This window comes from Trinickia symbiotica, from assembly GCF_003028655.1.
GTDB classification, from domain to species: domain Bacteria; phylum Pseudomonadota; class Gammaproteobacteria; order Burkholderiales; family Burkholderiaceae; genus Trinickia; species Trinickia symbiotica_A.
The window spans coordinates 20,521-46,027 of record NZ_PYUC01000023.1 but is presented as its reverse complement, the minus strand read 5'-3'; the positions used below and the strand labels follow the sequence as shown (position 1 = coordinate 46,027).

The following is a 25,507-nucleotide window of genomic DNA, read 5'->3' as shown; positions in this document are numbered from 1 at the left end:
GCCGCCCCGCGACGCGTTTTCAGCATCGGCCGCACGCCGGCGCAACGCTGTTTTTAGTCGTTATCGTCTTCAGTTACGCACCAGCCACGAGTTCACCATGAGCGATATCAAAAAGGTCGTGCTCGCCTATTCGGGCGGCCTCGACACCTCCGTCATCCTGAAATGGTTGCAGGACAACTACTCGGCCGAAGTCGTCACGTTCACGGCCGACATCGGCCAGGGCGAGGAGCTCGAGCCCGCCCGCAAGAAGGCGCTGCAGCTCGGCATCAAGCAGGAAAACATTTTCATCGACGATCTGCGCGAGGAGTTCGTGCGCGACTTCGTCTTCCCGATGTTCCGCGCGAACGCGATCTATGAGGGCGAATATCTGCTCGGCACCTCGATCGCACGGCCGCTGATCGCGAAGCGCCAGATCGAGATTGCCCGCCAGGTGGGCGCCCAAGCCGTCTCGCATGGCGCGACGGGCAAGGGCAACGATCAGGTTCGCTTCGAGCTCGGCTACTACGGGCTCGAGCCCGGCATCAAGGTCATCGCGCCGTGGCGCGAATGGGATCTGCTTTCGCGCGAAAAGCTGCTCGCATACGCGGAGAAGGCCGGCATTCCGATCGATATGAAGCACCGCCAAGGCGGCGCGCCGTACTCGATGGACGCGAACCTGCTGCACATCTCCTATGAGGGCCGCCACCTCGAAGATCCGCGCGCCGAGGCCGAGTCCGACATGTGGCGTTGGACCGTCGCGCCCGAGGATGCGCCCGATTCGCCCGAGTATCTCGATATCGAATACGAGCGCGGCGATCCGGTTGCGATCAACGGCAAGCGGCTTTCGCCGGCCGAGATGCTGACAGAGCTCAACCGCCTCGGCGGCAAGCACGGCATCGGCCGGCTCGACCTCGTCGAGAATCGCTACGTCGGCATGAAATCGCGCGGCTGCTATGAAACGCCGGGCGGCACCATCATGCTCAAGGCGCATCGCGGCATCGAATCCATCACGCTCGATCGCGAAGTCGCCCACCTGAAGGACGATCTGCTCGCACGCTATGCCTCGCTGATCTACAACGGCTACTGGTGGGCGCCCGAGCGCCGCGCGCTGCAAGTGCTCATCGATCACACGCAGGAAAACGTCAACGGCTGGGTGCGCGTGAAGCTCTACAAGGGCTCCGTGTCGGTCGTCGCGCGCGATTCGAAGAACACGCTGTTCGACAAGACGATCGCCACGTTCGACGATGACGGCGGCGCGTACAACCAGGCCGACGCCGGCGGCTTCATCAAGCTCAACGCGCTGCGCATGCGCATCGCCGAGAACGCTCGCCGGCAACGCGGCTGATCGCTTCGTCAGCGTGCTCGACCTCGACCCTCCGCGCCGGCCGTGTCGCGGCACAGCGGCGCGGGGGTCGTTCAACCGACGGTGAGGATCCGCGCGTGTCGGGCCGACGCTGGCCCTTTTGTTGGCCAGCGCAAGCCTGCGATTGATCTGAGCAGGCCCTAAACCACTAACGGCTCCGGTTCGAGCTCGACGCCGAACCGTTCTTTGACGTCGAGCTGGATCGCCCGCGCGAGCGCGAGGATCTCCGCGCCCGTGGCGCCGCCGCGGTTGACGAGTACGAGCGCCTGCCTGTCGTGAACCGCGGCCGCCCCCATCGCTCTCCCCTTCCATCCGCACCGATCGATGAGCCAACCGGCCGCGAGCTTGAACCGCCCGTCGGGCTGCGCATAGCCGACGAGCCGCGGCTGCTGCGCCCGCAGCGCCTCGTAGGTCGCCGCATCGACGACAGGGTTCTTGAAGAAGCTTCCCGCATTGCCGAGCGCGAGCGGATCGGGCAGCTTGGCCCGGCGTATGGCGACGACCGCGTCGAAAATCGCCTGCGGCGTCGCCGCCGCGCCGCGCGCGTCGAGCTCGCGCGCGACATCGGCATAGTCGGCGCGCGGCGTCCATGCCTTCGGCAGACGAAACGTCACGGACGTAATCGCGAACCGATCGCGCCCGTCGCGCTTGAAAAAGCTGTCGCGATAGCCAAAACGGCAAGCGTCGAAGTCGAAATCGCGTACTTCGCCCGTCGCGAGCTCAACCGCGCGCAGCGACGCGAAGCGCTCGCCCATCTCGAGCCCGTAAGCGCCGATGTTCTGGATCGGCGCGGCCCCGACGGTGCCTGGAATCAGCGCCAGGTTCTCGAGGCCCGGCAAGCCCGTCGCCAACGTCCAGGCGACGAATTCGTGCCAATTCTCGCCGGCGGCCGCCTCGACGTACCACGCCTCGCCGTCTTCGCGCACCACGCGCTTGCCGGTCAATGCGGCGAGCAGTACCAGGCCATCGAAATCTTTCGTGAAGACGATATTGCTGCCGCCGCCGAGCACGAGCCTTGGCAGCCCCGCGACACGCGCATCGCGCGCGGCGGCGGCGAACTGCCCGGCCGTTTCGACGCGGCACGCGAGGCGGGCGCAAACATCGAAGCCGAACGTGTTGTGCGCGCGCAGCGAAAAATCGGAAATCACGGCGATCGAATCGGGCGAAGACATCGGCAAAGCGCTTCTCTGCGGCGCCGCGGCCGGCGGCGCGGCTTGGGCATTGAGGACGGGATCGGTAGAATGACGTTCGGTCCGTGATTATAGCGAGTGCCGCCTGCGCTGCCGCGCGGGCGCCGCCGCAGCCTCAAACCTGGGAGAGATAGCATGCCGTCGTTCGATGTCGTTTGCGAAGCCAATATGGTCGAAGTGAAAAACGCGATCGAACAATCCAACAAGGAAATCTCGACGCGCTTCGACTTCAAAGGGTCCGACGCGCGCGTCGAGCAAAAGGAGCGCGAGCTGACGATGTTCGCCGACGACGATTTCAAGCTCGGCCAGGTGAAGGATGTGCTCGTCGGCAAAATGGCGAAGCGCGGCGTCGACGTGCGCTTCCTCGATTACGGCAAGATCGAGAAGATCGGCGGCGACAAGGTGAAGCAAGTCGTCACGATCAAGAAGGGCGTGTCCGGCGACCTCGCCAAGAAGATCGTCAAACTGGTGAAGGACAGCAAGCTGAAGGTTCAGGCAAGCATTCAGGGCGATGCCGTGCGCGTCACGGGCGCGAAGCGCGACGACTTGCAAAGCGTGATCGCGATGCTGCGCAAGGATGTCACCGATACGCCGCTCGATTTCAACAACTTCCGCGACTGAAGCGCCCCGCCGAGTCGCGCGACTTCCACCGTTGGCCGGCCAGGCACCAGCGAGCGGGGCAGATCAGATCAATGCTTGCGCGCGTGATGGTGATGGGCGCCCGCTTCGTGCTTCGCGTGTGCCGCCGCGTCCGTCTTTTTCTCGCCGATCCGGCCTTCCTTGCCCGCGATCAGCTTCGAGATGTTTCCGCGGTGGCGCCAGACGAGCAGCGCGCTCATCGCGAAGATGGCCCACGCAACCGTGTTCGGGCCGAACATGAAGATATCGAAAAGCGGCGCGAAGACGGCCGACACGAGGGCCGCGAGCGACGAATAGCGGAAGAAGAACGCGATGATGAGCCAGGTCGCGACGGTCGCGAGGCCGAGCACCGGGTTGATCGCGAGCAGCACGCCGGCCGCCGTCGCGACACCCTTGCCTCCCTTGAACTTGAAGAACACGGGGTAGAGGTGGCCGAGGAAGACGGCCAGCGCGGCAACGGCCACCGCGCTCTCGTCGAGCCCATAGCGCGGGCCGAGATGCGCGGCGAGCCAGACCGCGAGCCAGCCTTTGAAGGCGTCTCCGATCAAGGTCAGGACGGCTGCCTTCTTGTTGCCGGTTCGCAGCACGTTGGTCGCGCCGGGATTGCCCGAGCCGTAGGAGCGCGGATCGGCCAGCCCCATCACCGCGCTCACTATCACGGCGAACGAGACCGATCCGATCAGATAGGCGGCGACAGCAACGATCACGAGTTCCATAAGCGGTTGTTTTGGCGTGTAGTAGGGCGAGCGGTCGATTCGATTCACGCGCGTCCGCCCGCATGAGACGGAACGCGGCACCCGGGCGCGGCGCTCATTCTACCGAAGGCGGGCGCGGGAGAGTCTATTGGTGGATCGACTGAGGCGGTCAGGCGTCAACGGTGCAATGGCCTGCACTGCCCCGCCGGCCTGGTGCGCTCAATCGACGCTCGCGCAGTTGACGGGCCGCGCGTCCACGAGCGTCGTCAGCACCGAAGGCGCGATGCTGATCAAATAACCGCGGCGCCCGCCGTTCAGATAGATCGAATCGAGCTCGAGGATGCTTTGCTCGACATAGACGGGCATCGGCTTCTTCGTGCCGAAAGGCGACGTGCCGCCGATCAAGTATCCGGAATGCCGGTTGGCAACTTCGGGCTTGCAGGGCTCGACACGCTTCGCCCCGATCTGCCGCGCGAGATTCTTCGTGGAGACGGTGCGATCGCCGTGCATGAGAACGACGAGCGGCTTCGCGTGCTCGTCCTCCATGACGAGCGTCTTGACGACATGATGCTCGTCGACGCCGAGCTGCCGAGCCGATTCTGCGGTGCCGCCGTGTTCGACATAATCGTAAGGATGCTCGCCAAAGCTTACTCCGTGGCGGCGCAAGAACTGCGTGGCAGGCGTCTCCGAAATGTGTTTGGCTTTGCTCATTCGCGGCATTTTAAGGGCAGCGGCCAGTTCACCGCTACTCACGCGCTCAATTCGGCGCCGGTCGCGCCGCGGCAAACTCACCCGCGCGGATGATGCTGCGCATGCAGCGTCTTGAGCCTTTCGCGCGCGACGTGCGTGTAGATCTGCGTCGTGGAAATGTCGGCGTGACCGAGCAGCAGTTGCACGACGCGCAAGTCGGCCCCGTGGTTCAAGAGATGCGTCGCGAACGCGTGGCGCAGCGTGTGCGGCGAAAGGGGCGCGTGAATCTCGGCCGCACGGGCGTGGCGCTTGATGATGTTCCAGAATTGCTGCCGCGTCATGCCTTCGCCGCGCCCCGTGACGAACAGCGCGTCGGCGGCGCGCGCGCCGAGCAGCGCGGGACGCGCCTCGCGCAAGTAGCGCGCGAGCCAGCCGTGCGCTTCTTCGCCGAACGGCACGAGCCGCTCCTTGGAGCCCTTGCCCATCACACGCACGACACCTTCGTTGAGCCCCACCTCTACCGTCTTCAGGCCGACGAGCTCGGAAACGCGCAGCCCGCTCGCGTACATGAGCTCGAGCATCGTCCGGTCGCGCAGGCCGAGCGCGGTGTCGACGTCGGGCGCGGCGAGCAGCGCCTCGACTTGCTGCTCCGACAATGTCGACGGGAAGCGCAGCGGCTGCTTGGCGGAGCGGATCTTGAGCGTCGGATCGGCCGCCGTGCGGTGCTCGCGGATGGCCCACGCGAAGTAGCGGCGAAAGACCGAGAGACGCCGGTTCGCCGAAGTCGCCTTGCCGTCGCTGCGGGCCGCCAGGTAGCCGTTCACGTGCGCCTCGCCCGCCGCATCGAGCGGCACGCCATGCTCGCGCGCGAGCCAAACGGCGAAGAGCCGCAAGTCGCGCCGGTAGGCGTCGAGCGAATTGCGCGCAAGACCGTGCTCGAGCCAGAGGGCGTCGCAAAACGCATCGATGGACTGAGTGTTCGCGGCGTCATACGCCGTCGAGACTGGTTCGGTCGAAGCCGCGTCGCCTTCACGCCCCTTGCGCCGCGCGGTCAACTCGTCGACTTTCAGCGTATCGCTCATAGCGGGAGGGCCTGTTGCGCGCTCTCATGATCGAGCAGCCAGCGCTTCACGCGTGGATAGAAGCCGTCGCCGGCGTGGTGGGCAAAGCCACCGAGCCCGTTGGCGGCGACGACGCGGTGACAGGGTATGACGATCGGGAACGGGTTGTCGCCGCACGCCTGACCCACCGCGCGCGGCATTGCGCCGACTTGCCGCGCCAGCTCGCCGTAGGTGCGCGTCTCCCCAGGCGGGATTGCGCACATCGCTTCCCACACACGCCGCTGAAACGGCGTGCCGACCGCCGCGAGCGGCAAATCGAACGTCGCGCGCGGCGACGCAAAGTAATGCGCGATCTGCCGCGCGGCCTCGTCGGCCAACGCGCAATCGGGCGCAACGGACGCAACGTCTCCCGGCAGATATTCGATGAGGCTCAACACGCCGGCCGCCTCGTCGACACGAATGCCGACTTTGCCGAACGGCGCGTCGATCACGGCGTCATGCATGGCTCGCTCCATCATCACTGTGTCTCTGTCTCTATGCGGCTTCGAGCGCCCACTCCACGTGCTCGCGCACGAGGGGTGATGCATGGTCGGCCCGCTTTCGCAACGCATCGACGATCCGGCTTCTGTCTGCCTGCCCGAGCGCGGCCCCGCCTCCGGCGCGCAACGCGTTGCCGAGCCCGACGGCCAGGTTGCGCAGCCAGCATTCGTAGCCGATGCGGCGAATCGCGCTGCCTTGCATTCGTGTGTCGAACTCCTCGACGCTCCACGAGAAAAGATCGACGAGCGATGCGCGATCAAGGCCGTGGCGGGTATCGAAATCGTCGACGGGCGCCGCTTGCGCGAACTTATTCCACGGGCAGACGAGCTGACAGTCATCGCACCCGTACACACGATTGCCGATGAGCGGACGCAGCGCCTCCGGAATGCTGCCCTTCAATTCGATCGTCAGATAGGAAATGCAGCGGCGCGCGTCGACGCGATAAGGTCCGACGATCGCACCGGTCGGGCACACGTCGATACAGCGCGTGCAGCGCCCGCAAGACTCACCTGCCGTGCGCGGCGCTTTCGTGACGGCCGGCTCTTCGGCCCTCGCCTCGGCCGCGACATCGACATCGACCGGCAACGGAATATCGACATAAATTTCGCCGAGGAAAAACAGCGATCCCGCATCGCGCTCGATGAGCAAAGTATGCTTGCCTCGCCAGCCGATGCTCGCCTTTTGCGCAAGCTCGACCTCGAGCACCGGCGCCGAATCGGTAAAGACGCGATGACCGTATGGGCCGATCTCGCGCTCGATTCGCTCGGCGAGCTGCTGCAGGCGCTGGCGCATCACCTTGTGATAGTCGCGCCCGCGCGCATAGAGCGAAACGACGGCGGCGGTGGGATCGTCGAGGCGCGCCCGCTCGCGCGCGCGCCAATCGACGGCGCCCGCGCGCTCATCGCGCTCATTTCGCTCACGCTCCGCCGATGCCGGTGCGTCCTCTGCCGCGCCGGGAGCCTTCGAGTCTGACGATGCGCTTTCATCGTCGGCAGCCGCAAGCGTGGCCGCCGGCAAATAGGCCATGCGCGCGGTGATGATGCGTAGCGTGCCGGCCACAAGCTCGGCCGGACGCGCGCGTTTCATCCCATGTTTGGCCATATAATCCATCTCGCCGTGGCAGCCCGCCGCGAGCCAGGCGCTAAGCGCCGCTTCGGCCTGGGACAGATCCGTGTCGCTGACACCGATCGCACCAAAGCCGAGCTCACGGCCCCAAGCCTTGATCCGCCGCGCAAGTGCCGCCAGCGCCGCGTCGTCGAAGCGAGAAGTTTCGGCTGAGGAGGCAGCCGCATGGAGCGCTGTCATACGAAGAGCGGCCTTTCCGGACATCGTTTCATCCCAGCTATTTTACGAGATTGCCCGTGGCGCCCGATTCTCCGTTTGCTCCGTCCGCGAGCGTCCTACTCGAACGCCGCTTCGTGCTCGAGGACCTGGCCGCCACGGAGGCGTTCGGCGCCCGTTTCGCGCAAGCGCTCGAGCATGTGCGCACGCTGCCGGCATTCAACGGGCTGCATGCGCAGCTTCGGGGCGATCTCGGCGCAGGCAAGACCACGCTCGTGCGCGCGACGCTCGCGGGCCTCGGCCACAAAGGGCGCGTGCGCAGCCCCACCTACACGCTCGTCGAGCCTTACGCGCTCGGCCGGCCCGGCGGCGAGCTCGAGCTCTATCACTTCGATCTCTATCGTTTCGCCGACCCGGCCGAATGGGCCGACGCCGGCTTTCGCGAGTATTTCGACTCGGGCGCGATCTGTCTCGTCGAATGGCCCGAAAAGGCCGGCAGCCTGCTCGGCACGCCCGATCTCGTCTTGACGCTCAGCGTCGACGCGCGCGGGAGCGCTCTCGGTAGCGACGAGCACCGTCTGCTCGATGTACGTGCATACAGCGAACCAGGAAAAGCATGCCTCGAAAGATGTTGATCAAACCGTTCCACTCGATCGAATCGGCTGCCACCGCGACCCATAGCTGGCGCCGCCGCCAGGTGCTGCGCGCCGGGGCCTCGACGCTCATCGTCGGCCTCGCCGCGCCGTTCCTCGCTCGCTCGGCCTTCGCGAGTTCGGTGCTCGGCGTGCGGGTCTGGCCCGCGCGCGATTACACGCGTGTCACGATCGAATCCGATCAGGCGCTGCAAACGACGCAGCAACTGCTGCAAGGGCCCGACCGGCTCGTGGTCGACTTGAACGGCCTCGATCTCGATCAGGCGCTGCGCGACCTCGTCTCGAAGATCGCGCCGAACGATCCTCAGATCCGCTCCGTGCGCGTCGGACAATTTCAGCCGCACGTGGTGCGGCTCGTCTTCGACCTGAAGGGCTCGGTGAAGCCGCAGGTCTTCTCGCTCGAGCCGATTGGCAGCTATCGCTACCGGCTCGTGCTCGATCTTTATCCGACCGTCGCGCCCGATCCGCTCATGGATTTGCTCGCGCAAACGGAGCGCAAGGAAAAAGAACTGAGCGAAAGCCGGCCCGACGCCGACGCGCTCACACCGGCGCCGCTCGCCGGGGCGACCACGCCGCCGCCAGGGCCGACGCCACCGCTCGCCGGGCCGGCCACGCCGCCCGGCGCGCCCGCCGACAACAGCGATGCATTCTTCCAGCGCTACGCGCAGAATTCCGCACCCGAAGGATCCCCGGCACCGGGCGGCGCGGGCGCGGGCGCCGGCGAAGGCGCGGGGGGGCGAGCGCGGCGCAAGTCGGACCTCGCTCGCGACAAATCCGTCCCGCCGGGCGGCGGTGCTGACAGCACGGGCAGCGCCCTCGCGCAAAACGGCCTCGGCAATGGCGAGGACGGTCTCGGCGGCGAAACCTACCCGTTCGCGACGCCGAAAACGGGCCGCACCGTACGCCTGCTGACGGTGGCGATCGATCCGGGCCACGGCGGCGAGGATCCGGGCGCGATCGGCAGCGCCGGGACCTACGAGAAGCACGTCGCGCTCGACATCGCCAAGAAATTGCGCGCGATGATCGATGCGCAGCCGAACATGCGCGCGATGATGACGCGCGACGCGGACTTCTTCGTTCCGCTCAACGTGCGCGTGCAAAAGGCGCGGCGCGTCAACGCCGACCTCTTCGTGTCGATCCACGCGGACGCGTTCACGACGCCGATGGCGCGCGGCTCGTCGGTGTTCGCGCTGTCCGAGCATGGCGCGTCGAGCGCCGCGGCACGCTGGATGGCGAACAAGGAGAACGCGTCGGATCTCATCGGCGGAATCAACGTCAAGACGCAGGACGATACCGTCAACCGCGCGCTTTTCGACATGTCGACGACGGCCCAGATCCGCGACTCGCTGCGCTATGGCAACTTCGTGCTGCGCGAGATCGGCGATATCAACAAGCTGCACAAGGGATCGGTCGAGCAGGCCGGTTTCGCCGTGTTGAAGGCGCCCGATATTCCGTCGATCCTCGTCGAGACGGCTTTCATCAGCAATCCCGAGGAAGAGACGCGTCTGAACGACGACAGCTACCGCAACCAGATGGCGAACGCCATCATGAAAGGCATCAAGCGCTACTTCGCCGCCAATCCGCCGCTCGCCAAGAATCGTATGACGTAACGGGGGCGCTTACCGCCGACGGGCGAGCCGCGAGCCTGGGGGACTGGGCGGTAGAATGACGCGGTCACCCAACCGGAGCGGCCCATGTCGTCGTCGATCAGGACCATTCTCAAGCCCTCGGAGCGCGACGTGGGCGGCGTCACCGTGCGCCGCGTGCTGCCGGCACTGGCCGCGCGTCTCGTCGGCCCGTTCATCTTTTTCGATCACATGGGGCCCGCCTCGTTCGCGCCGGGTGCGAGCCTCGACGTGCGGCCGCACCCGCATATCGGACTCGCGACGGTCACGTACCTCTTCGAGGGCGCGATGATGCATCGCGACAGCATCGGCTCGGTCCAGAAAATCGTGCCGGGCGACGTCAACTGGATGACGGCCGGGCGCGGCATCGTCCATTCGGAGCGCACGCCCGAAGACGAGCGCAGCCACAGTCACGTACTGCACGGTATTCAGACCTGGGTCGCCCTGCCGCTCGAACACGAAGAAGCCGAGCCGTCGTTCGAGCACCATGCCGCCGCGGCGCTGCCGCACCTCGAGCGCAACGGCGTGCGGCTCGACGTCATCGCTGGGACGGCCTTCGGGGCCCGCTCCCCCGTGACGACATTCTCCCCCACGCTTTACGTCGCGGCGCGTTTCTCCGCCGGCAGCGCATTGGCGCTCGAACCCGAGCACGAGGAACGCGGTGTCTATCTCGTCGACGGCGACCTCTCGCTCGACGGCGAGCCGCTTCCGGCAGGCCGGATGGCGGTGCTGGTCGAGGGCGAGACGCCGACGCTCGCGAGCGCGACGGGCGCGACCGTCATGGTGCTGGGCGGCGCGAAGCTCGAGGGCGAGCGCTTCATCGAATGGAATTTCGTGGCCAGCACGCGCGAGCGGATCGAGCGCGCCAAGGCGGCGTGGACCGAGCAGGCGATGGGCAAGATTCCCGGCGAGACCGAGTGGATTCCGCTGCCGGAGCGCCATCCACGTTAGCACCGCGCGGTTGAAATTCCCCTGGCCGCCCCCACTCTCGGAGCGGTCCAGTGTTGAAGAGGTCAACGAGGTCCCGATGAACACTACTCTCGCCACTTTCGAAACGGACGTGCTCGAGGCGTCGAAGCTCGTCCCCGTGCTCGTCGATTTCTGGGCGCCCTGGTGCGGGCCCTGCAAGGCGCTAGGCCCGCTGCTCGAAAAGCTCGAGCACGAGTACGCCGGCAAATGGCGGCTCGTGAAGGTCAATGTCGACGAGAACCCGCAGCTTGCAGCCCATTTCCAGGTGCGCAGCATCCCGCACGTCGTCGCATTCGCCGACGGGCAGCCAATCGATCAGTTCATCGGCGTGCTGCCGGAAGGGCAACTGCGCGCGTTCGTCGACGGGCTCGTCCCGAACGCCGCCGAGGCGGAGCGCCGCGCGGCGCTCGCCGCGCTCGAAGAGGGGCGACGCGGCGTTGCGCTCGATCACCTGAAGGCGGCGCTCGCGCTCGATCCGGGCTTCGACGAAGCGCGGCTCGATCTGCTCGAGCTGCTGATCGACGAGGAGCGGGTCGACGAGGCGCGCAACGAGGCCGAGCGACTTTCGCCGAAGGTGACGCAGGGCATCGACGTGCGCTACAACTCGCTCAAGACGCGGCTCGACGCGCTCGATGCCGTGACCGAGCTCCCGCCGACGGACGCGCTTGAAGCGCGCATTGCGGCGAATCCCGGCGATCTCGACGCGCGCTTCGATCTGGCGAACCTGCTGATCGCGCGGCGGGCCTACGAAGGGGCGCTCGAGCATCTGCTCGAAATCGTGAAACGCGATCGGGCGTTCCGCGACGATGTCGGCCGCAAGACGATGCTGTCGGTCTTCGATCTGGCTGCGCACCGGCCCGAGCTCGTTTCCGAGTGGCGCCGCAAGCTCAGCGCGACGCTGCACTGAGCGATCCCCCCGGTCAACGGGCCGGCGTGCTCGCGGCCGCCTTCTTGGCCAGCGTCGACAGGACGTGGGCCGCGGCCGCGAAACCGAAGCTCGCCGTCACGCAGACGCTCGAGCCGAATCCCGCGCAATTGAGGCCGACCGGGCCCTGGTGGCCCGGCGATGTGGGGACGTGCTCGGCGGCCTCGTCGATGTCGCAGACCGCCGCCTCGGGGTAGATCAGCGGCTCGTCCGAAAAAACGGCGCTCACCTTGAACTTCGACTTCGGCCCGCGCGGGAACCCATGGTGCTTGCGCAATTGCGCGCGCACCTTCGAGAGCAGAGGGTCCTGGATCGTCAACGCGAGATCGTCGATGCGGATGCGCGTGGGATCGAGCTGGCCCCCGGCACCGCCGACGGTGACGAGCGGCTGGCCGCGCGCCACGCACCAGGCGATCAAGGCCGTTTTCGTCCGGACACTGTCGATCGCGTCGATCACGTAGTCGAAGCCCGCGCCCAGCAGCGCCTCGAAGTTGTCCGGTTCCGCGAAATCCTCGACGAGGCGGACCTCGCAGGCGCGATCGATCAGCGCGATGCGCTCGGCCATCGCCTCCACTTTCGGTTTGCCGTAGTTGCCGTCGAGCGCGTGGATCTGCCGGTTCGTGTTGCTGATGGCGACGTTGTCGAGATCGACGAGCGTGAGCTTGCCGATCGCGCTGCGCGCGAGCGCCTCGGCGGCCCACGAGCCGACGCCCCCGATCCCGATCACGGCCACGTGCGCGCCCTCGAACGCGGCGAGCGCCGGTGCGCCGTACAGTCGCGCGACACCGCCGAAGCGGCGCGCGCGCTCGGCGTCGTCGCTCTCCTGATCGAGCGCTGGCGCGGGAGTAAGATCGGTGCTCGTGACCAAGGTCCTGGACATCATGCGTCGGGCGTTGACTGCAGTCGAAACGCGTATTTTTGCACGCCCCGGCGCGGATCGCCTCCCGGCAAGATTTTCCGGCCTTGGCTATACTGTGCCCGACTGAAGCGGTCGCATAAAAGAAAATGCTCACCCTTGCCGAACTTCGCAAAGACTACGCGCGCGGCTCGCTCGACGAAAGCAGCGTCGAGCGCGACCCGATCCGGCAATTTCAGCTCTGGTTCCAGCAGGCGCTCGATGCTGAATTGCCCGAACCGAACGCCATGACGGTCGCCACCGTCGATGCCGATGGCCGCCCGTCGGCGCGCATTTTGCTGATCAAGGGCGTCGACGATCGTGGCTTCGTCTTCTTCACGAACTACGAGAGCCGCAAGGGCCGCGAGCTTGCCGCGAACCCGCATGCGAGCCTCCTCTTTTTCTGGACCGAGCTCGAACGCCAGGTTCGAATCGAAGGCGCCGTCGAGAAAACGAGCGCGCAGGAAAGCGACGCTTACTTCGCGTCGCGCCCGCTCGGCTCGCGCATCGGCGCATGGGCCTCCGAGCAAAGCCGCGAAATCGCGAGCCGCGCGGAGCTCGAGGCACGCGAGAAAGCGTACGTCGATCGGTTCGGCGAAAGCCCGCCGCGTCCGCCTCACTGGGGCGGCTACCGGCTCGTGCCTGAGCGGATCGAGTTCTGGCAGGGCCGCCCGTCGCGGCTGCACGATCGCATTCTTTACACTCGCGAAGCCGACGGCCACTGGCGCATCGCCCGACTTTCGCCTTGAAGGGAGCCACCAAAGCGCCCTGACCGGATGTCGATGGCGGCACGACGATGTTGCCCGCTCGACGCGTCGTCCGCCACGTCCGACCGCTTTCGCAGGCCGCGCCGCGCCGCCCGCTCGTCGGGGCCGCACGACGCCTTTGCTGTGCTTTTTAGGCTGTGCTTTTGATGTTGAGGTCAACGGATAAGACACGGAGAACAAGCATGTTCTGGGAAAAGAAGCTGGCGCAGTGGGTGGAAGACGTAAAGACGAAGACGAACTTGCCGGCGCGTCTCGTCTTATGGAACGGTCAGCAGCTCGATTTCGGCAGCTTCGCTGCGCCGCAGGTCACACTGAAGGTCAACAGCGCTTCGGCGTTGCCGCTCTTGCTGGAGCCCAGTCTTGACAACCTCGGCGAAGCCTACGTCAAGGGCAAGATCGATATCGAAGGCAAGCTTTCGGACATCATCAATATCGGCTACTCGCTAGCCCGCAGCACGGTGACGAGCGCAAGCAAGCTCGCCCGGGTGCGCCGCTACTTCAATCACACGAAATCGTCGGACAAGAAGGCGATCCAATATCACTACGACGTCTCGAACGAGTTCTATAAGCTCTGGCTCGACGAGAACATGGTCTACTCGTGCGCCTACTTCGAAAACGGCAACGAAGACCTCGGCACGGCTCAACTCAAGAAGATCGACCACATCCTGCGCAAGATCCAGGTGCAGCCGGGCCAGCGCCTGCTCGACATCGGCTGCGGCTGGGGCGCCCTCGTCTTGCGCGCGGCGAGCAAGTTCGGCGCGCGCTGCGTCGGCGTGACGCTGTCGCAGAACCAGTTCGATCTCGCGACCGAGCGCGTCAAGGCCGCCGGCCTTGCCGATCGGATCGAGATTCGCCTGCAGGACTACCGAGACGTCGATGGACAGTTCGACCGCATCACGAGCGTCGGCATGTTCGAGCACGTCGGCCGCAAGAACCTGCCGACTTATTTCGCCAAGATCCGCGATCTGCTCGTCGACGACGGGATCGCGATGAATCACGGCATCACGTCGACCGATTACGAAAGCGGCGAGACGGCGCTGGGCGGCGGCGAGTTCATCGACCGCTACGTGTTCCCGGACGGCGAGCTGCCGCATATCAGCCTTGCGCTCGAATCGATGCAGCGCGGTGGGCTCGAGGCTGTCGATGTGGAAAGCCTGCGTCGTCATTACAAGCACACGCTGGATCTCTGGTCCGAGAACTTCGAGGCACATGCCCAAGAGGCGAAAAAGCTCGTCGATGACGAAAAATTCCGCATCTGGCGCGTCTATCTCGCCGGCTGCGCCTACGCGTTCGAGCACGACGACGTGTCGCTCTATCAAGTGGTCTGCCGTAAGGCCGGCCGCAGCGCGCAGACGTTGCCTTGGTCGCGCCGCTACATGTACGATCAGCCGCTTTGAGCGTTCGACCGCGTCGCGCGGCCAAGTGTCTTGATGGACGAAAGAGAAGACGATCCGCCACTGAAGCCGCAACTGGACCTGTTCGGGGCGCCGCCGACGCTGGAAACGGCGGCGCCGCGCAAGGAGCCCGCCAAGCCGAAGCGCCGCGCACGTGAGGTTCTGCCCGCGCCCGCCTCGGCCGATGCACTCGCGGCGGCTGCCGGATTGCCGCCGCAAGTGCACCTCGGCACCTCGTCATGGTCGTTTCCGGGCTGGGAAGGCATCGTCTACGGCGATGCCTACAGCGATTCGAAGCTTGCGCGCGACGGGCTTGCCGCCTACGGTGCGCATCCGCTGCTGCGCACCGTCAGCATCGACCGCTCGTTCTACGCGCCGCTCAGCATCGCGGACTATCTTCGCTATGCCCAACAGGTGCCCGACGACTTCCGCTTCATCGTCAAAGCGCCTGCTTCCGTCACCGACGCGACGCTGCGCGCCGAGCGCGGCGAGCCTGTCGCCGACAATCCTTGCTTTCTCGATGCGCGGCTCGCGACGAGCGAATTCGTCGAGCCGTGCCTCGCGGGTCTCGGCGCAAAAGCCGGCGCGCTCGTATTCCAGTTTTCGCCGCTGCCCGAGCGCGTGCTGGCCGATCCCGCCGCGTTCGTCGCCCGGCTAGCGGATTTTCTCGCCGCCTTGCCGGCGCTGCCCCAAGCCGCCGGCGGCGCGCCGGCCTCGTGCTATGCGGTCGAGATTCGCGACGCGTGCCTTCTCACGCCGCGGTTCGTTCGGATGCTGCGCGAGCGCGGTGTGCGGTACTGCGTCGGATTGCATGCGCGCATGCCCGATCCGTTGCGTCAGGCGGCCGCGCTCGCGCTGCTCGACGGGGACGAGCCCGCCGGGCCGCTCATCGTCCGCTGGAGCCTGCACGGCGGGTTCAAGTACGAGCAGGCGAAAGCGAAATACGAGCCGTTCAACCGGCTCGTCGACGAGGATCCGGGTACCCGAGCGGCGCTGGCCGAGTTGGCCGCCCGCTACGCGCTGGCAGGGCAACCCGTCCTCATCGTCGCGAACAACAAGGCCGAAGGCTCGGCGCCGCTCACCTGCGTGGCGCTTGCACGCGAAATCGCGGCGGCGTGCGCGCATAACTAGCCTCTAGGCGCCGGGGCGCATCCAGGCGGCGAATTTGGCGCGGAACTTCGCGACCTTCGGCGCAACGACGAACGTGCAATATCCCTGGTCCGGATGCTGAGCGAAATAGTTCTGATGATAGGCTTCGGCCGGCCAGTAATTGCCGTCGAGCGGCTCGATTTGCGTGACGATCGGCCGATCGAAGAGGGCTTCACGCGTGAGCTCGCGAATCAATTCCGCGGCCGTTTCGCGCTGCGCGTCCGAGTGCGTGAAGATGATCGAGCGATACTGCGTGCCGACATCGTTGCCCTGCCGGTTGAGCTGGGTCGGATCGTGAATGGAGAAAAAGATCTGCAGGATTTCGCGATAGCTGATCTTGACCGGATCGAACTCGACTTTGACGACTTCGGCATGGCCCGTATCGCCATCGCAAACCTGCTCGTAAGTGGGCCGCTCGACAGTGCCGCCCGCATAGCCCGACTCGACGGACTTCACGCCGTCGACATCGAGATAGACTGCCTCGAGACACCAGAAACATCCGCCGCCCAGCGTGGCGGTTTCGCTTGCCTCAGACATGGCTGCTGCTCCTTCGATTTTCGTGGGAACGGTCGATGCGGCGGCGAATCTCGCCGCCCACACAGCTTAGTGCGTTTTTCGTGCCCGCGGCCGAAACCGTGCAGTTCAGGACGCCAAGGGGCCTGTTGTTGCGGACGGCCGCTCGAGCCGGCGCCGCGCCGCAACCGTTCTCGATGCCATCTCGCCGACGGGGGTCGAGGGTGGAACGTCCGGATTCCATTAAAATCTCGGATATCTACCCATTCATGCCATGGTTTCTCATTTGCTGCCGCCCAAGACGCCGCGACCGCCGACCCTCCCGAGCCGGCAAAGAAAACACGGAGCGTGCGCCTGATGAAACGCGCCAGCCCCCCGAACTTCGATTCCACTTCGTTCCGCCGCGCGCTCGCTCAATTCGCGACCGGTGTGACCGTCATCACGACGCGCTCGTCGTCCGGGCAACTGATCGGCATTACCGCGAGCTCGTTCAACTCGGTCTCGCTCGATCCGCCGCTCGTGCTTTGGAGCCTCGCGACGAAATCGGCTTCGATGCCGGTCTTCCGGACCAATAGTCATTACGTCGTCAATGTGCTGTCGGATTCGCAATTCGAGCTCTGCCAACGCTTCGCGACCGTGAAGGGCGATCGTTTCGCGGGCGTCTCGCACGCAGCCGGCGATACCGGCATGCCCGTTCTCGACGGCGCGCTCGCCTGGTTCGAATGCCACAACCGCAGCCGCTACGAAGAAGGCGACCACGTCATCTTCGTGGGAGAAGTCGAGCGTTGCGGCTTGCACCCCGACGCCGCCGAGATGGCGCCGCTCGTTTTTCACGGCGGCGGCTTTCACGGATTGAAGCCCCTCTGAGGGCGGCGCCGCCAAGACAAGACACAACGGGCTGAGGCTCGTTTCGCGCGCTGTTTGCGGGACGAATCGGCGCGGATGCGGTCCAGCGCCGCCCGGCGTTGGCGCCCTACCGCTGCGCCTGCGGAGCGATCACGGGTACGCCGGAATCCTCCTTGAGCGTCTGCAAGACGATGTTCGAACGAATATCCATGACGCCGGGCGCCTTGTAGAGCTTCGTCAGCACGAAATCGGAGTAGTGCTTGAGGCTTTGCGCGAGCACGTGCAGCAGGTAATGTGTTTCACCTGTCACGACGAACGCGCCGACAACCTCCGGCCACTCGCGTACCGCCTCCGCAAAGCGCTCGTGCCAGTTCGACTGGTCGTTGCGCATCGATACCTGCACGAACGCCTCCAGCTCGAAGCCGAGCGCCTCGCGGTTCAGACACGCGCGATAGCGCTCGATCACGCCCTGCTCCTCGAGCAGCCGCAGCCGGCGCAGGCACGCGGACGGCGAAAGGGAAATGCGCTCGGCCAGGTCCAGGTTGCTGATGCGCCCTTCGTTCTGCAGCACGCTCAGGATCCGGCAATCGGTGGCGTCGAGCGAGATCGCAGTCATTTTTGGCCCCTTTTTCTGTCGTACCTCGAATTATGTTCTAAGACGCATCGCTTTGCTCGCCGATATCGCAAGCACATTGCGCGAAGAGGCGCCTATCATCGCTAGATCGACTACGTGGATAGGACATGGAGACGCTCTGGGACATCTCGCCGGCCATCGATTGCTCGACGCCAGTCTGGCCGGGCGATACGGCCGTGCAGGTCGAACGCGTGTGGAAAATGGAAGCCGGATCGCCCGTCAACGTGGCGCGGCTCACCCTATCGCCGCACACAGGGGCCCATGCGGACGCGCCACTGCACTACGATGCTGAGGGCGCCGCGATCGGTGCCGTGTCGCTCGATCGGTATCTCGGCGCCTGCCGCGTGGTTCATTGCATCGGCGCCGCGCCGCGAGTCCGCCCCGAGCATCTTGCGGCGCATCTCGACGGCCCGCTGCCGCCGCGCGTCTTGCTGCGCACCTATGTGCACGCGCCGCTCACTTGCTGGAACAGCGCCTTTTGCGCGGTCGCGCCGGAAACGATCGACCTGCTGGCCGAGCGCGGCGTGACACTCATCGGCATCGACACGCCGTCGCTCGATCCTCAGGAGTCCAAAACGATGGACGCGCACCGCCGTGTGCGCGCTCATGGCATGGCGATACTCGAAGGACTCGTGCTCGATGCTGTCGAGGCCGGCGATTATGAACTGATCGCCCTGCCGCTCAAGTTTGCAACGCTCGACGCGAGCCCCGTGCGTGCCGTGCTGCGTTCGCTGTCGGCCGGGCGCCGGTGAGACGAAGGTCCGTCCTATCGATTTTCAAGCCGATCGTCCTCGTTCGAATCGAACAACGCCAACTCATTACGCTGTCGTCCTAGCCATGAAAACCCGTGAAGAAGCACTCGCGCTCGACCGCGACGATCCGCTTGCCCACCTGCGCAGCCGATTTGCACTGAACCCGCAGGCCATCTATCTCGACGGCAATTCACTCGGCGTGCCGCCGCTCGCCGCCGCCGCGCGCGCCCAGGCCGTCATCGGCGAGGAGTGGGCCGACGGGCTCATTCGCAGCTGGAACGCGGCCGGATGGTATGCGCTGCCGCGGCGTCTCGGCGACAAGCTCGCACCGCTCGTCGGCGCCGGTGCGGGCGAGATCGTCGTGACCGACACGATTTCGATCAACCTCTTCAAGCTGCTCTCGGCCGCGCTGAGGCTCGCCGCGGTGCGCGACGGCAAGCGCCGGATCATCGTGTCAGAGCGCGCCAACTTTCCGACCGATCTCTATATCGCGCAAGGGCTCATCGATCAGCTCGATCGAGGGCACGTGCTACGCCTCGTCGACGACCCCGCCGATCTACCCGAAGCGATCGACGATCAAACGGCCGTCGTGATGCTCACGCACGTCAACTACCGCACGGGCTACATGCACGACATGACGGCGCTGACGAAGATCGCCCATCGGGCCGGCGCGCTTGCGCTTTGGGACCTCGCGCACTCGGCGGGCGCCGTCCCTGTCGATCTGCGCGGCGCGGGCGCCGACTTCGCCGTCGGCTGTACCTACAAGTACTTGAACGGCGGCCCGGGCGCCCCCGCCTTCGCATGGGTCGCCAAGCACCACCAGGACGCGATTGCTCAGCCGCTCTCGGGTTGGTGGGGGCATCGCGCGCCGTTTGCGATGGACCCCGTCTATACGCCCGATGAAGGCATCGGGCGGTTTCTTTGCGGTACGCAGCCGATCGTCTCGATGGCACTTGTCGAAGCCGGGCTCGACGTGTTTCTCGAGACGAACATCGAGACCGTGCGGCACAAGTCGCTCGCACTGACCGATCGCTTCATCGAGCTCGTTGAATCGCGCTGCGCAGGCCATGCGCTAACGCTCGTCACGCCGCGCGCCCACGCCCAACGCGGCTCGCACGTGAGCTTCGCGCATCCGCACGGCTACGAAATCATGCAAGCACTGATCGCGCGCGGCGTGATCGGCGACTATCGCGAGCCGCACGTGCTGCGCTTCGGCTTCACGCCGCTCTATACGCGGTTCGTTGATGTCTGGGACGCGGTGGAAACGCTGCGCGACATTCTCGCGAACGAAAGCTGGCGCGCGCCCGAATTCGCCGCGCGTCATTCGGTCACCTGAAAGCGATCGCCAAAGGGATGACGTGAAGGGCAAGGCCGCTCCATGAGCGGCTCTGACCGGAACATGTTGAGGACTCCGAAATGAACGATCACATGGCGTTGCCCGATCTGCCCGACGCCTCGAATCCATCACAATCGACGAGCGGCTGGCACGGCGCACAACTCGACTTCTCGAAGTCGATGAGCTACGGCGACTATCTCTCGCTCGATCGGATTCTATCGGCGCAGCACCCGCTCTCGCCCGATCACAACGAGATGCTGTTCATCGTCCAGCATCAGACGAGCGAGCTCTGGATGAAGCTCGCGCTTTACGAGCTGCATGCCGCGCTCGATTGCGTGAAGCGCGATGCATTGCCGCCGGCCTTCAAGATGCTGGCCCGCATCTCACGCATTCTCGAGCAGCTCGTCCAGGCGTGGAACGTGCTCGCCACGCTCACGCCGTCGGAATATACGGCCATGCGGCCCTATCTGGGAGCCTCGTCGGGGTTTCAGTCGTACCAGTACCGCCAAATCGAATTCCTGCTCGGCAACAAGAACGTCCAGATGCTCAAGCCGCATGAGCATCGTCCCGATGTGTTGGCGCTCGTGCGCGCCGCGCTCGAGGCGCCGTCGTTCTACGACGAAGTCGTGCGCCTGCTGGCGCGGCGCGGATTCACGATCGATCCCGCGCGGATCGAGCGCGATTGGACGCAGCCCACCGTACACGACGAGACGGTCGAGGCGGCATGGCTCGAGGTTTATCGCAACCCGTCGCAACATTGGGAGCTCTACGAAATGGCCGAGGAACTCGTCGATCTCGAAGACGCGTTCCGCCAGTGGCGCTTTCGGCATGTGACGACCGTCGAGCGGATCATCGGTTTCAAGCAAGGCACGGGAGGCACGAGCGGCGCACCCTATCTGCGCAAGATGCTCGACGTCGTGCTGTTCCCCGAGCTTTGGCATGTGCGCACGGTGCTGTAGAGCCTGGCGGTATAGCCGCTCGCCCGGGTCGCAGCTTGCGATGATATGTTATATCATCTCGGTTGTTGCCAGACCGAGAACGATCCCATGTCAGCCGCCGCCGTCCATTCCGTCTCCGAACAGCTCGCCCGCGCTGACGCGTTCGCGGCCGCGCACGGCCTGGCGCTGACGCCGCTGCGCCGGCAGGTCTACGCGCTCGTCGTCGTCGCGGCCCGGCCAATCGGCGCTTACGACCTTCTCGCGGCGCTCGAGCCCGAGCGCGGTCGCGTGCCGCCAACCACCGTCTACCGTGCGCTCGACTTTCTCGTCGAGCACGGCTTCGTGCACAAGATCGAATCGCGCAACGCGTTCGTCGCCTGCTGCGAGGTCGGCAAGCCGCACCAGAGCCAGTTCCTCATCTGTGAGCGCTGCGGCGACACAGTGGAGATTCCCGGCGACGAGCTCGCGGAGCGGCTTTCGGCGAGCGCACCCGCGCACGGTTTCGAAGTGCATAAGCAAGTCGTAGAACTCTCAGGGCTCTGCGGCGAATGCAAGACAAAGAAGATCGATACTAAGGAAAACTCGTGAACGCTGCTTTGATTTTCCAAGGGGCCGCAGAGCGCGTGCGCCGGCTGCCCGTACTCGCGGTGGCGGTCCTTGCGGCGTTATCGTTGAGCGGACCGGCGCTCGCGCAAGCTGCGAAGACCATCAACGTCGTCGCAGCCGAAAACTTTTATGGCGACGTCGTCAGCCAGCTTGGCGGCAAGCACGTCGAGGTCACGAGCATTCTCAGCAACCCCGAACAGGATCCGCACCTGTTCGAAGCGAGCCCGAAGACGGCGCGCGCATTGCAGCATGCGGATCTGGTCGTCTATAACGGCGCCGCCTACGATCCCTGGATGGATAAACTCCTCGCCGCATCGAACAGCGCCAAACGCACGACGATCGTCGCCGCCGCTCTCGTCGGCAAGAAGAGCGGCGACAACCCGCATCTCTGGTACGACCCACGAACAATGCCCGCGGTCGCGCGCGCGGTGGTCAAAGCGCTCGACGATGAGGATCCGGCGAACAAGGCCGACTATGACGCGAATCTGACGAAGTTTCTCGAGTCGTTGAAGCCGATCGACGAGAAGGTGGCCGAGCTCAAGTCTCGATACCACGGCACGCCCGTTACCGCGACCGAGCCTGTATTCGGCTACATGTCCGACGCCATCGGCCTCGCGATGCGCAATGACCGATTTCAGCTTGCAATCATGAACGACACTGAGCCGAGCGCATCCGACGTCGCCGCGTTCGAGAATGACCTGAAGACTAAGCAGGTGCACGCGCTCATTTATAACAGCCAGGCGATCGAAGCGATTACCAAGCGAATGTTGAAGCTTGCGCATCAATCACATGTGCCGACCGTGAGCGTGACCGAGACGCAGCCGGCGCGCACGACTTTCCAGCAATGGATGCTCTCGCAGCTCGACGAGCTCTCGGCCGCGCTGGCGGCACAGCAGTAGGCACAGTAGGCACCGCATCATGACGACCCACGCCAACCCATCGCGACGCCACGCGCTCGAGTTCGACCGGGCGACGCTCATGCTGGGCGGGCGCACGATCCTGAACGAAGCGAGCTTCGCGGTCGACGAGGGCGAGTTCATCGGCGTGCTCGGGCCGAACGGCGCGGGCAAGACAACGCTGATGCGTGCCGTGCTGGGCCTCGTCCCGATCGCGAGCGGAGCGATCCTCGTCGCGGGGCAAGCGGTTGCGCGCGGCAACGTCGCGATCGGCTACATGCCGCAAACGCGCAGCGCGCTTGCGGGCCGACGCCTGCGCGGGCGCGAATTCGTCGCGATGGCGGCGGATGGCCATCGCTGGGGCCTGCCGCGCGCGGACGCCGCGACGCGCGCCGACGTCGAGCGTGTGCTCGACCTCGTCGATGGGCAGGCGCTTGCGGCACGCCCGCTCTCCGAACTCTCGGGCGGCGAGCGGCAACGGCTGCTGATCGCGCAGTGTCTGCTCGGCAAGCCGCGCCTCTTGCTGCTCGACGAGCCACTCATCAGCCTCGATCCGCATCATCAGCGCGGCGTCGTCGAGCTCGTGCGCCGCGTGCAGCGCGAGCTCGGGATCGCGGTCCTGTTCTCCGCTCACGAGCTCAACCCGCTGCTCAACGCGCTCGATCGCGTGCTCTATCTCGGCAACGGCGCGGCCGCGCTCGGTACCGTCGACGAAGTCATCACGCGGCCCGTCCTTTCGCGTCTATATGGATCGACGATCGACGTCATGCGGGTGAACGGACGCATCTTCGTCATGTCGGGCGACGTCGAAATCGAAAAGCACGATCACGAGCACGAAGATGACGGGCCGCACGAGCATGGTCACGACCATCCGCACGGCCATCAGCACGGACATACCCACGATGTTTGAATACGACTTCATGGTCAACGCGTTCGCGGCGTCGGGCATCGTCGCCGTCCTCGCGGGGATCGTCGGCTACTTTCTCGTCATGCGTGGGCAGACGTTCGCGGGACATGCGCTCTCGCACGTCGGCTTCACGGGCGCGACGGGTGCCGTGCTCGTCGGCATCTCGCCGCTCTGGGGCATGATCGGCTTCACGCTTGCGGCCGGGTTGTCGATGGGCGCGCTCGGCGAGCGGCTCGCGGGCCGCGACGTGGCGATCGGCGTCGTCCTGTCGCTCTCGCTCGGCTGCGGCCTGTTGTTCCTGCATTTTTTCACGGCTTATGCGACACAAGTGACGTCGCTGCTCTTCGGCAACGTGCTCGGGGTCACCGTGGAGACACTCGTCATTCTTGCTTGCATCGGCGCCGCAAGCCTGATCGCACTGGGCGCCATCATGCGCCCGCTGCTCTTCGCGACGCTGCAGCCGGAGCTCGCAGAAGCGAAGGGCGTCTCGCTGCGCTTCGTGTCGATGCTGTTTCTCGCGATCGCGGCGCTCGCCGTCGCGGCCTGCACGCAAATCGTCGGCGTGCTGCTCGTGTTCACGCTGATGGTCGGTCCAGCGGCCGCGGCGCAGAACGTCACCATGCGGCTCTCACGCGGCATCCCGCTTGCGGCGCTCTTCGCGCTCGGGCAAGCGTGGCTCGGCGTGACGCTCGCCTTTTACACCGATTGGCCGACGAGCTTCTGGATCACCGCGCTCGCGGCGCTCGTCTACTGCGCGAGTCTGCTCGCGCGCCGATAGTGGATAGTTGCAAGCGATTGCCAACCTGAGTAAGACGATTATTGGATGTACCGTAGAGTACACTCGGCAGACACTTTCCTGCTCTCCGCTCGAGGATAAAAACCATGAAGAAGATTGGATCGCAAGAAGAGATGTCCGCGTCGCAGCTCATCGACGCGAGAATCGAAGAACTCGGCGACTGGCGGGGCGAGACGCTCAGCCGCCTGCGCGCGCTCATCAAGGAAGCCGATCCCGAAGTCGTCGAGGAGTGGAAGTGGAGAGGCGTGCCGGTGTGGTCGCACGCCGGTTTGATCTGCACCGGCGAGACGTACAAGAGCGTCGTGAAGACGACTTTCGCCAAAGGGGCGGCGTTGGAAGATCCTTCCGGGCTCTTCAACTCCAGCCTCGAAGGGAACACGCGGCGCGCCATCGACTTCCGCGAGGGCGAGGAAATCGACGAAGAGGCGTTCAAAAGCCTCATTCGCGCCGCCGTGGCACTGAACACGTCCAAAATCAAGGGCAAATCTTCGGTATCTGAATAGCCGAGGAACCCGCGTGCCGCTATCGGCAGCTCGCGATCGCCGTCAAGACACCGATCCGCCCCTCGCTTAGACTGCGAGCGAGGTTGGCCATCATCGCCGCGAAGTCCGCCCCAAGCACCACCGCGAGGCTGGGCCCGGCGGGCGGTCCGCCTGCCACCCTCTTCGCGAACCATTGCGTCGCCACTTCCGTATCGTCGCGCCAGAGATCAATCGTGAATCCCGCCGCGGTCAACGCATCGCGCGTTTCGGCCTCGGTCCGCAAGTGGCTGTTTTCGGGCGTGGTCGCCCACGGCACCGGAAAATACGGGGCGCCGCCCCTGGCGACGATATCGTAAGTCGCGAACCGTCCTGCCGGCTTCAGTACACGACGGATCGCGCGATAGAGCGCTGCCCGGTCGGCGATGTTCATGGCGACATGCTGCAGGAACACGCGGTCGATGCTGCCATCCGCGACGGGCGGCTCCGTCGCATCGCCGGCAAAGAACGTCGTGCTATCGCCAAGCGCGCAGCGCTGGCTCAGATAGCGAGCGGTATCGACGAAAGATGAGCTGAGGTCGACGCCCGTGACGTGGACGCCATAGTTCGCGGCCAAATAGCGCGCCGGCCCGCCGATCCCGCAACCGAGGTCGAGTACCGCCATGCCGGCTTCGAGCCCCACCGCCTCGGCGAGTTCGCCCGTGGCAAGCATGCCGCGCGTATGGAACTGGTCGAGCATGGCCAGTTGCGGAACCGTCAGCACGGTTTCCTCGGGACCGAAGGCGGCAAGCGCGGCTTGCACCTTCGCGATCAAGCCCGCTCCGCCGTAATGGGTTTGCGCGCGTTGCGTGGGCGTATCCATGACTGTGCTCCTGACGGTTGAGTGACCCATACGCTACACGTCCGGCGCCATTCGATAAACCGGCTCAATCCGCATGCACCGTGAAGCAAAACTACATAATGAAGAACCGCTCTGCCTCGCGAAAGGT

At 65.4% G+C, this 25,507-nt stretch carries 28 protein-coding genes; 18 read left to right on the top strand and 10 right to left on the bottom strand.

All coding sequences use genetic code 11. The annotated features are described in order from the left end of the window. The first annotated feature begins 97 nt into the window (after window positions 1–97). Window positions 98–1,324 carry an argininosuccinate synthase gene (locus C9I57_RS29845; RefSeq protein WP_107154140.1) on the top strand — a complete coding sequence of 409 codons (1,227 nt, stop codon included), beginning with the start codon at window positions 98–100 and terminating at the stop codon, window positions 1,322–1,324. 158 nt (window positions 1,325–1,482) lie between these two features. Here the strand turns inward: C9I57_RS29845 and murB are convergent, their stop codons facing one another. Then, entirely contained in the window at window positions 1,483–2,514 is a 1,032-nt protein-coding gene (gene murB, locus C9I57_RS29840; RefSeq protein WP_181322002.1) for a UDP-N-acetylmuramate dehydrogenase, read from the bottom strand. A 153-nt stretch (window positions 2,515–2,667) separates the two neighbouring features. Between murB and C9I57_RS29835 the strand changes: the two genes are divergently transcribed. Next, window positions 2,668–3,153, top strand: a complete 486-nt coding sequence (locus tag C9I57_RS29835; RefSeq protein WP_107154138.1) for a YajQ family cyclic di-GMP-binding protein — start codon at window positions 2,668–2,670, stop codon at window positions 3,151–3,153. Window positions 3,154–3,221: 68 nt separating this feature from the next. On the opposite strand, the gene plsY is transcribed toward C9I57_RS29835, so the two are convergent. The 5 genes from plsY to queG all read right to left on the bottom strand — a co-directional run bounded on the left by plsY (window position 3,222) and on the right by queG (window position 7,462). Continuing rightward, window positions 3,222–3,887, bottom strand: a complete 666-nt coding sequence (gene plsY / locus C9I57_RS29830) for a glycerol-3-phosphate 1-O-acyltransferase PlsY (RefSeq protein WP_107154137.1) — start codon at window positions 3,885–3,887, stop codon at window positions 3,222–3,224. A 198-nt stretch (window positions 3,888–4,085) separates the two neighbouring features. Beyond that, window positions 4,086–4,577 (bottom strand): Cys-tRNA(Pro) deacylase, encoded by a 492-nt coding sequence (ybaK, locus tag C9I57_RS29825; RefSeq protein ID WP_107154136.1) that lies wholly within the window; start codon window positions 4,575–4,577, stop codon window positions 4,086–4,088. Between the two features lie 77 nt (window positions 4,578–4,654). Then, window positions 4,655–5,638 (bottom strand): site-specific tyrosine recombinase XerD, encoded by a 984-nt coding sequence (gene xerD, locus C9I57_RS29820; protein WP_107154135.1) that lies wholly within the window; start codon window positions 5,636–5,638, stop codon window positions 4,655–4,657. Continuing rightward, a complete protein-coding gene (locus C9I57_RS29815) occupies window positions 5,635–6,120 on the bottom strand; it encodes a methylated-DNA--[protein]-cysteine S-methyltransferase (RefSeq protein ID WP_107154134.1) in 486 nt (161 codons plus the stop codon). The genes xerD and C9I57_RS29815 overlap by 4 nt, the downstream gene beginning before the upstream one ends. A gap of 31 nt (window positions 6,121–6,151) precedes the next feature. Then, complete coding sequence (gene queG / locus C9I57_RS29810; RefSeq protein ID WP_107154133.1) at window positions 6,152–7,462, bottom strand: tRNA epoxyqueuosine(34) reductase QueG; 1,311 nt, start codon at window positions 7,460–7,462, stop codon at window positions 6,152–6,154. A gap of 50 nt (window positions 7,463–7,512) precedes the next feature. Between queG and tsaE the strand changes: the two genes are divergently transcribed. The 4 genes from tsaE to trxA all read left to right on the top strand — a co-directional run bounded on the left by tsaE (window position 7,513) and on the right by trxA (window position 11,592). Then, window positions 7,513–8,073: a tRNA (adenosine(37)-N6)-threonylcarbamoyltransferase complex ATPase subunit type 1 TsaE gene (gene tsaE, locus C9I57_RS29805; protein WP_107154132.1), complete on the top strand. Its 561-nt coding sequence runs from the start codon at window positions 7,513–7,515 to the stop codon at window positions 8,071–8,073. Beyond that, complete coding sequence (locus C9I57_RS29800; RefSeq protein WP_258187896.1) at window positions 8,055–9,701, top strand: N-acetylmuramoyl-L-alanine amidase; 1,647 nt, start codon at window positions 8,055–8,057, stop codon at window positions 9,699–9,701. The genes tsaE and C9I57_RS29800 overlap by 19 nt, the downstream gene beginning before the upstream one ends. A gap of 84 nt (window positions 9,702–9,785) precedes the next feature. Beyond that, window positions 9,786–10,667 carry a pirin family protein gene (locus C9I57_RS29795; RefSeq protein ID WP_107154130.1) on the top strand — a complete coding sequence of 294 codons (882 nt, stop codon included), beginning with the start codon at window positions 9,786–9,788 and terminating at the stop codon, window positions 10,665–10,667. Between the two features lie 76 nt (window positions 10,668–10,743). Next, the gene (gene trxA, locus C9I57_RS29790) at window positions 10,744–11,592 is read left to right on the top strand and encodes a thioredoxin (RefSeq protein ID WP_107154129.1); all 849 of its coding nucleotides are present in this window, start codon (window positions 10,744–10,746) and stop codon (window positions 11,590–11,592) included. A 13-nt stretch (window positions 11,593–11,605) separates the two neighbouring features. Here trxA and tcdA read toward each other — a convergent pair whose 3' ends face one another. Next, window positions 11,606–12,490 (bottom strand): tRNA cyclic N6-threonylcarbamoyladenosine(37) synthase TcdA, encoded by an 885-nt coding sequence (gene tcdA / locus C9I57_RS29785; protein WP_107154163.1) that lies wholly within the window; start codon window positions 12,488–12,490, stop codon window positions 11,606–11,608. Window positions 12,491–12,615: 125 nt separating this feature from the next. On the opposite strand from tcdA, the gene pdxH reads away from it, so the two are divergent. The 3 genes from pdxH to C9I57_RS29770 all read left to right on the top strand — a co-directional run bounded on the left by pdxH (window position 12,616) and on the right by C9I57_RS29770 (window position 15,797). Next, the gene (gene pdxH, locus C9I57_RS29780; protein ID WP_107154128.1) at window positions 12,616–13,254 is read left to right on the top strand and encodes a pyridoxamine 5'-phosphate oxidase; all 639 of its coding nucleotides are present in this window, start codon (window positions 12,616–12,618) and stop codon (window positions 13,252–13,254) included. 200 nt (window positions 13,255–13,454) lie between these two features. Continuing rightward, window positions 13,455–14,669 (top strand): SAM-dependent methyltransferase, encoded by a 1,215-nt coding sequence (locus C9I57_RS29775; RefSeq protein ID WP_107154127.1) that lies wholly within the window; start codon window positions 13,455–13,457, stop codon window positions 14,667–14,669. A gap of 33 nt (window positions 14,670–14,702) precedes the next feature. Beyond that, window positions 14,703–15,797 carry a DUF72 domain-containing protein gene (locus C9I57_RS29770; protein ID WP_107154126.1) on the top strand — a complete coding sequence of 365 codons (1,095 nt, stop codon included), beginning with the start codon at window positions 14,703–14,705 and terminating at the stop codon, window positions 15,795–15,797. A gap of 3 nt (window positions 15,798–15,800) precedes the next feature. On the opposite strand, the gene msrA is transcribed toward C9I57_RS29770, so the two are convergent. Beyond that, window positions 15,801–16,352, bottom strand: coding sequence for a peptide-methionine (S)-S-oxide reductase MsrA (gene msrA / locus C9I57_RS29765; protein WP_107154125.1), 552 nt, complete (start codon window positions 16,350–16,352; stop codon window positions 15,801–15,803). A gap of 333 nt (window positions 16,353–16,685) precedes the next feature. Here msrA and C9I57_RS29760 point away from each other — a divergent pair, with 333 nt between their 5' ends. Continuing rightward, on the top strand, window positions 16,686–17,195 hold the full coding sequence (locus C9I57_RS29760) for a flavin reductase family protein (protein ID WP_107154124.1): 510 nt from the start codon (window positions 16,686–16,688) through the stop codon (window positions 17,193–17,195). A gap of 106 nt (window positions 17,196–17,301) precedes the next feature. Here the strand turns inward: C9I57_RS29760 and C9I57_RS29755 are convergent, their stop codons facing one another. Beyond that, complete coding sequence (locus C9I57_RS29755) at window positions 17,302–17,790, bottom strand: Lrp/AsnC family transcriptional regulator (protein ID WP_107154123.1); 489 nt, start codon at window positions 17,788–17,790, stop codon at window positions 17,302–17,304. 125 nt (window positions 17,791–17,915) lie between these two features. Here C9I57_RS29755 and kynB point away from each other — a divergent pair, with 125 nt between their 5' ends. From kynB to C9I57_RS29715, 8 genes are all read left to right on the top strand, one after another. Then, window positions 17,916–18,560 carry an arylformamidase gene (gene kynB, locus C9I57_RS29750; protein ID WP_107154122.1) on the top strand — a complete coding sequence of 215 codons (645 nt, stop codon included), beginning with the start codon at window positions 17,916–17,918 and terminating at the stop codon, window positions 18,558–18,560. Window positions 18,561–18,645: 85 nt separating this feature from the next. Next, window positions 18,646–19,896 carry a kynureninase gene (gene kynU, locus C9I57_RS29745; RefSeq protein WP_107154121.1) on the top strand — a complete coding sequence of 417 codons (1,251 nt, stop codon included), beginning with the start codon at window positions 18,646–18,648 and terminating at the stop codon, window positions 19,894–19,896. A gap of 80 nt (window positions 19,897–19,976) precedes the next feature. Next, entirely contained in the window at window positions 19,977–20,855 is an 879-nt protein-coding gene (gene kynA, locus C9I57_RS29740; protein WP_107154120.1) for a tryptophan 2,3-dioxygenase, read from the top strand. Window positions 20,856–20,942: 87 nt separating this feature from the next. Continuing rightward, window positions 20,943–21,422 carry a Fur family transcriptional regulator gene (locus tag C9I57_RS29735; RefSeq protein WP_107154119.1) on the top strand — a complete coding sequence of 160 codons (480 nt, stop codon included), beginning with the start codon at window positions 20,943–20,945 and terminating at the stop codon, window positions 21,420–21,422. An 8-nt stretch (window positions 21,423–21,430) separates the two neighbouring features. Continuing rightward, window positions 21,431–22,339: a metal ABC transporter solute-binding protein gene (locus tag C9I57_RS29730; protein ID WP_107154162.1), complete on the top strand. Its 909-nt coding sequence runs from the start codon at window positions 21,431–21,433 to the stop codon at window positions 22,337–22,339. 19 nt (window positions 22,340–22,358) lie between these two features. Next, window positions 22,359–23,246, top strand: a complete 888-nt coding sequence (locus C9I57_RS29725) for an ATP-binding cassette domain-containing protein (RefSeq protein WP_107154118.1) — start codon at window positions 22,359–22,361, stop codon at window positions 23,244–23,246. Further along, window positions 23,239–24,021 (top strand): metal ABC transporter permease, encoded by a 783-nt coding sequence (locus C9I57_RS29720; protein ID WP_107154161.1) that lies wholly within the window; start codon window positions 23,239–23,241, stop codon window positions 24,019–24,021. The genes C9I57_RS29725 and C9I57_RS29720 overlap by 8 nt, the downstream gene beginning before the upstream one ends. 104 nt (window positions 24,022–24,125) lie before the next feature. Next, window positions 24,126–24,542: a DUF1801 domain-containing protein gene (locus C9I57_RS29715; RefSeq protein WP_107154117.1), complete on the top strand. Its 417-nt coding sequence runs from the start codon at window positions 24,126–24,128 to the stop codon at window positions 24,540–24,542. Between the two features lie 19 nt (window positions 24,543–24,561). On the opposite strand, the gene C9I57_RS29710 is transcribed toward C9I57_RS29715, so the two are convergent. After that, complete coding sequence (locus tag C9I57_RS29710) at window positions 24,562–25,380, bottom strand: SAM-dependent methyltransferase (RefSeq protein WP_181322001.1); 819 nt, start codon at window positions 25,378–25,380, stop codon at window positions 24,562–24,564. Window positions 25,381–25,507 lie beyond the last annotated feature (127 nt).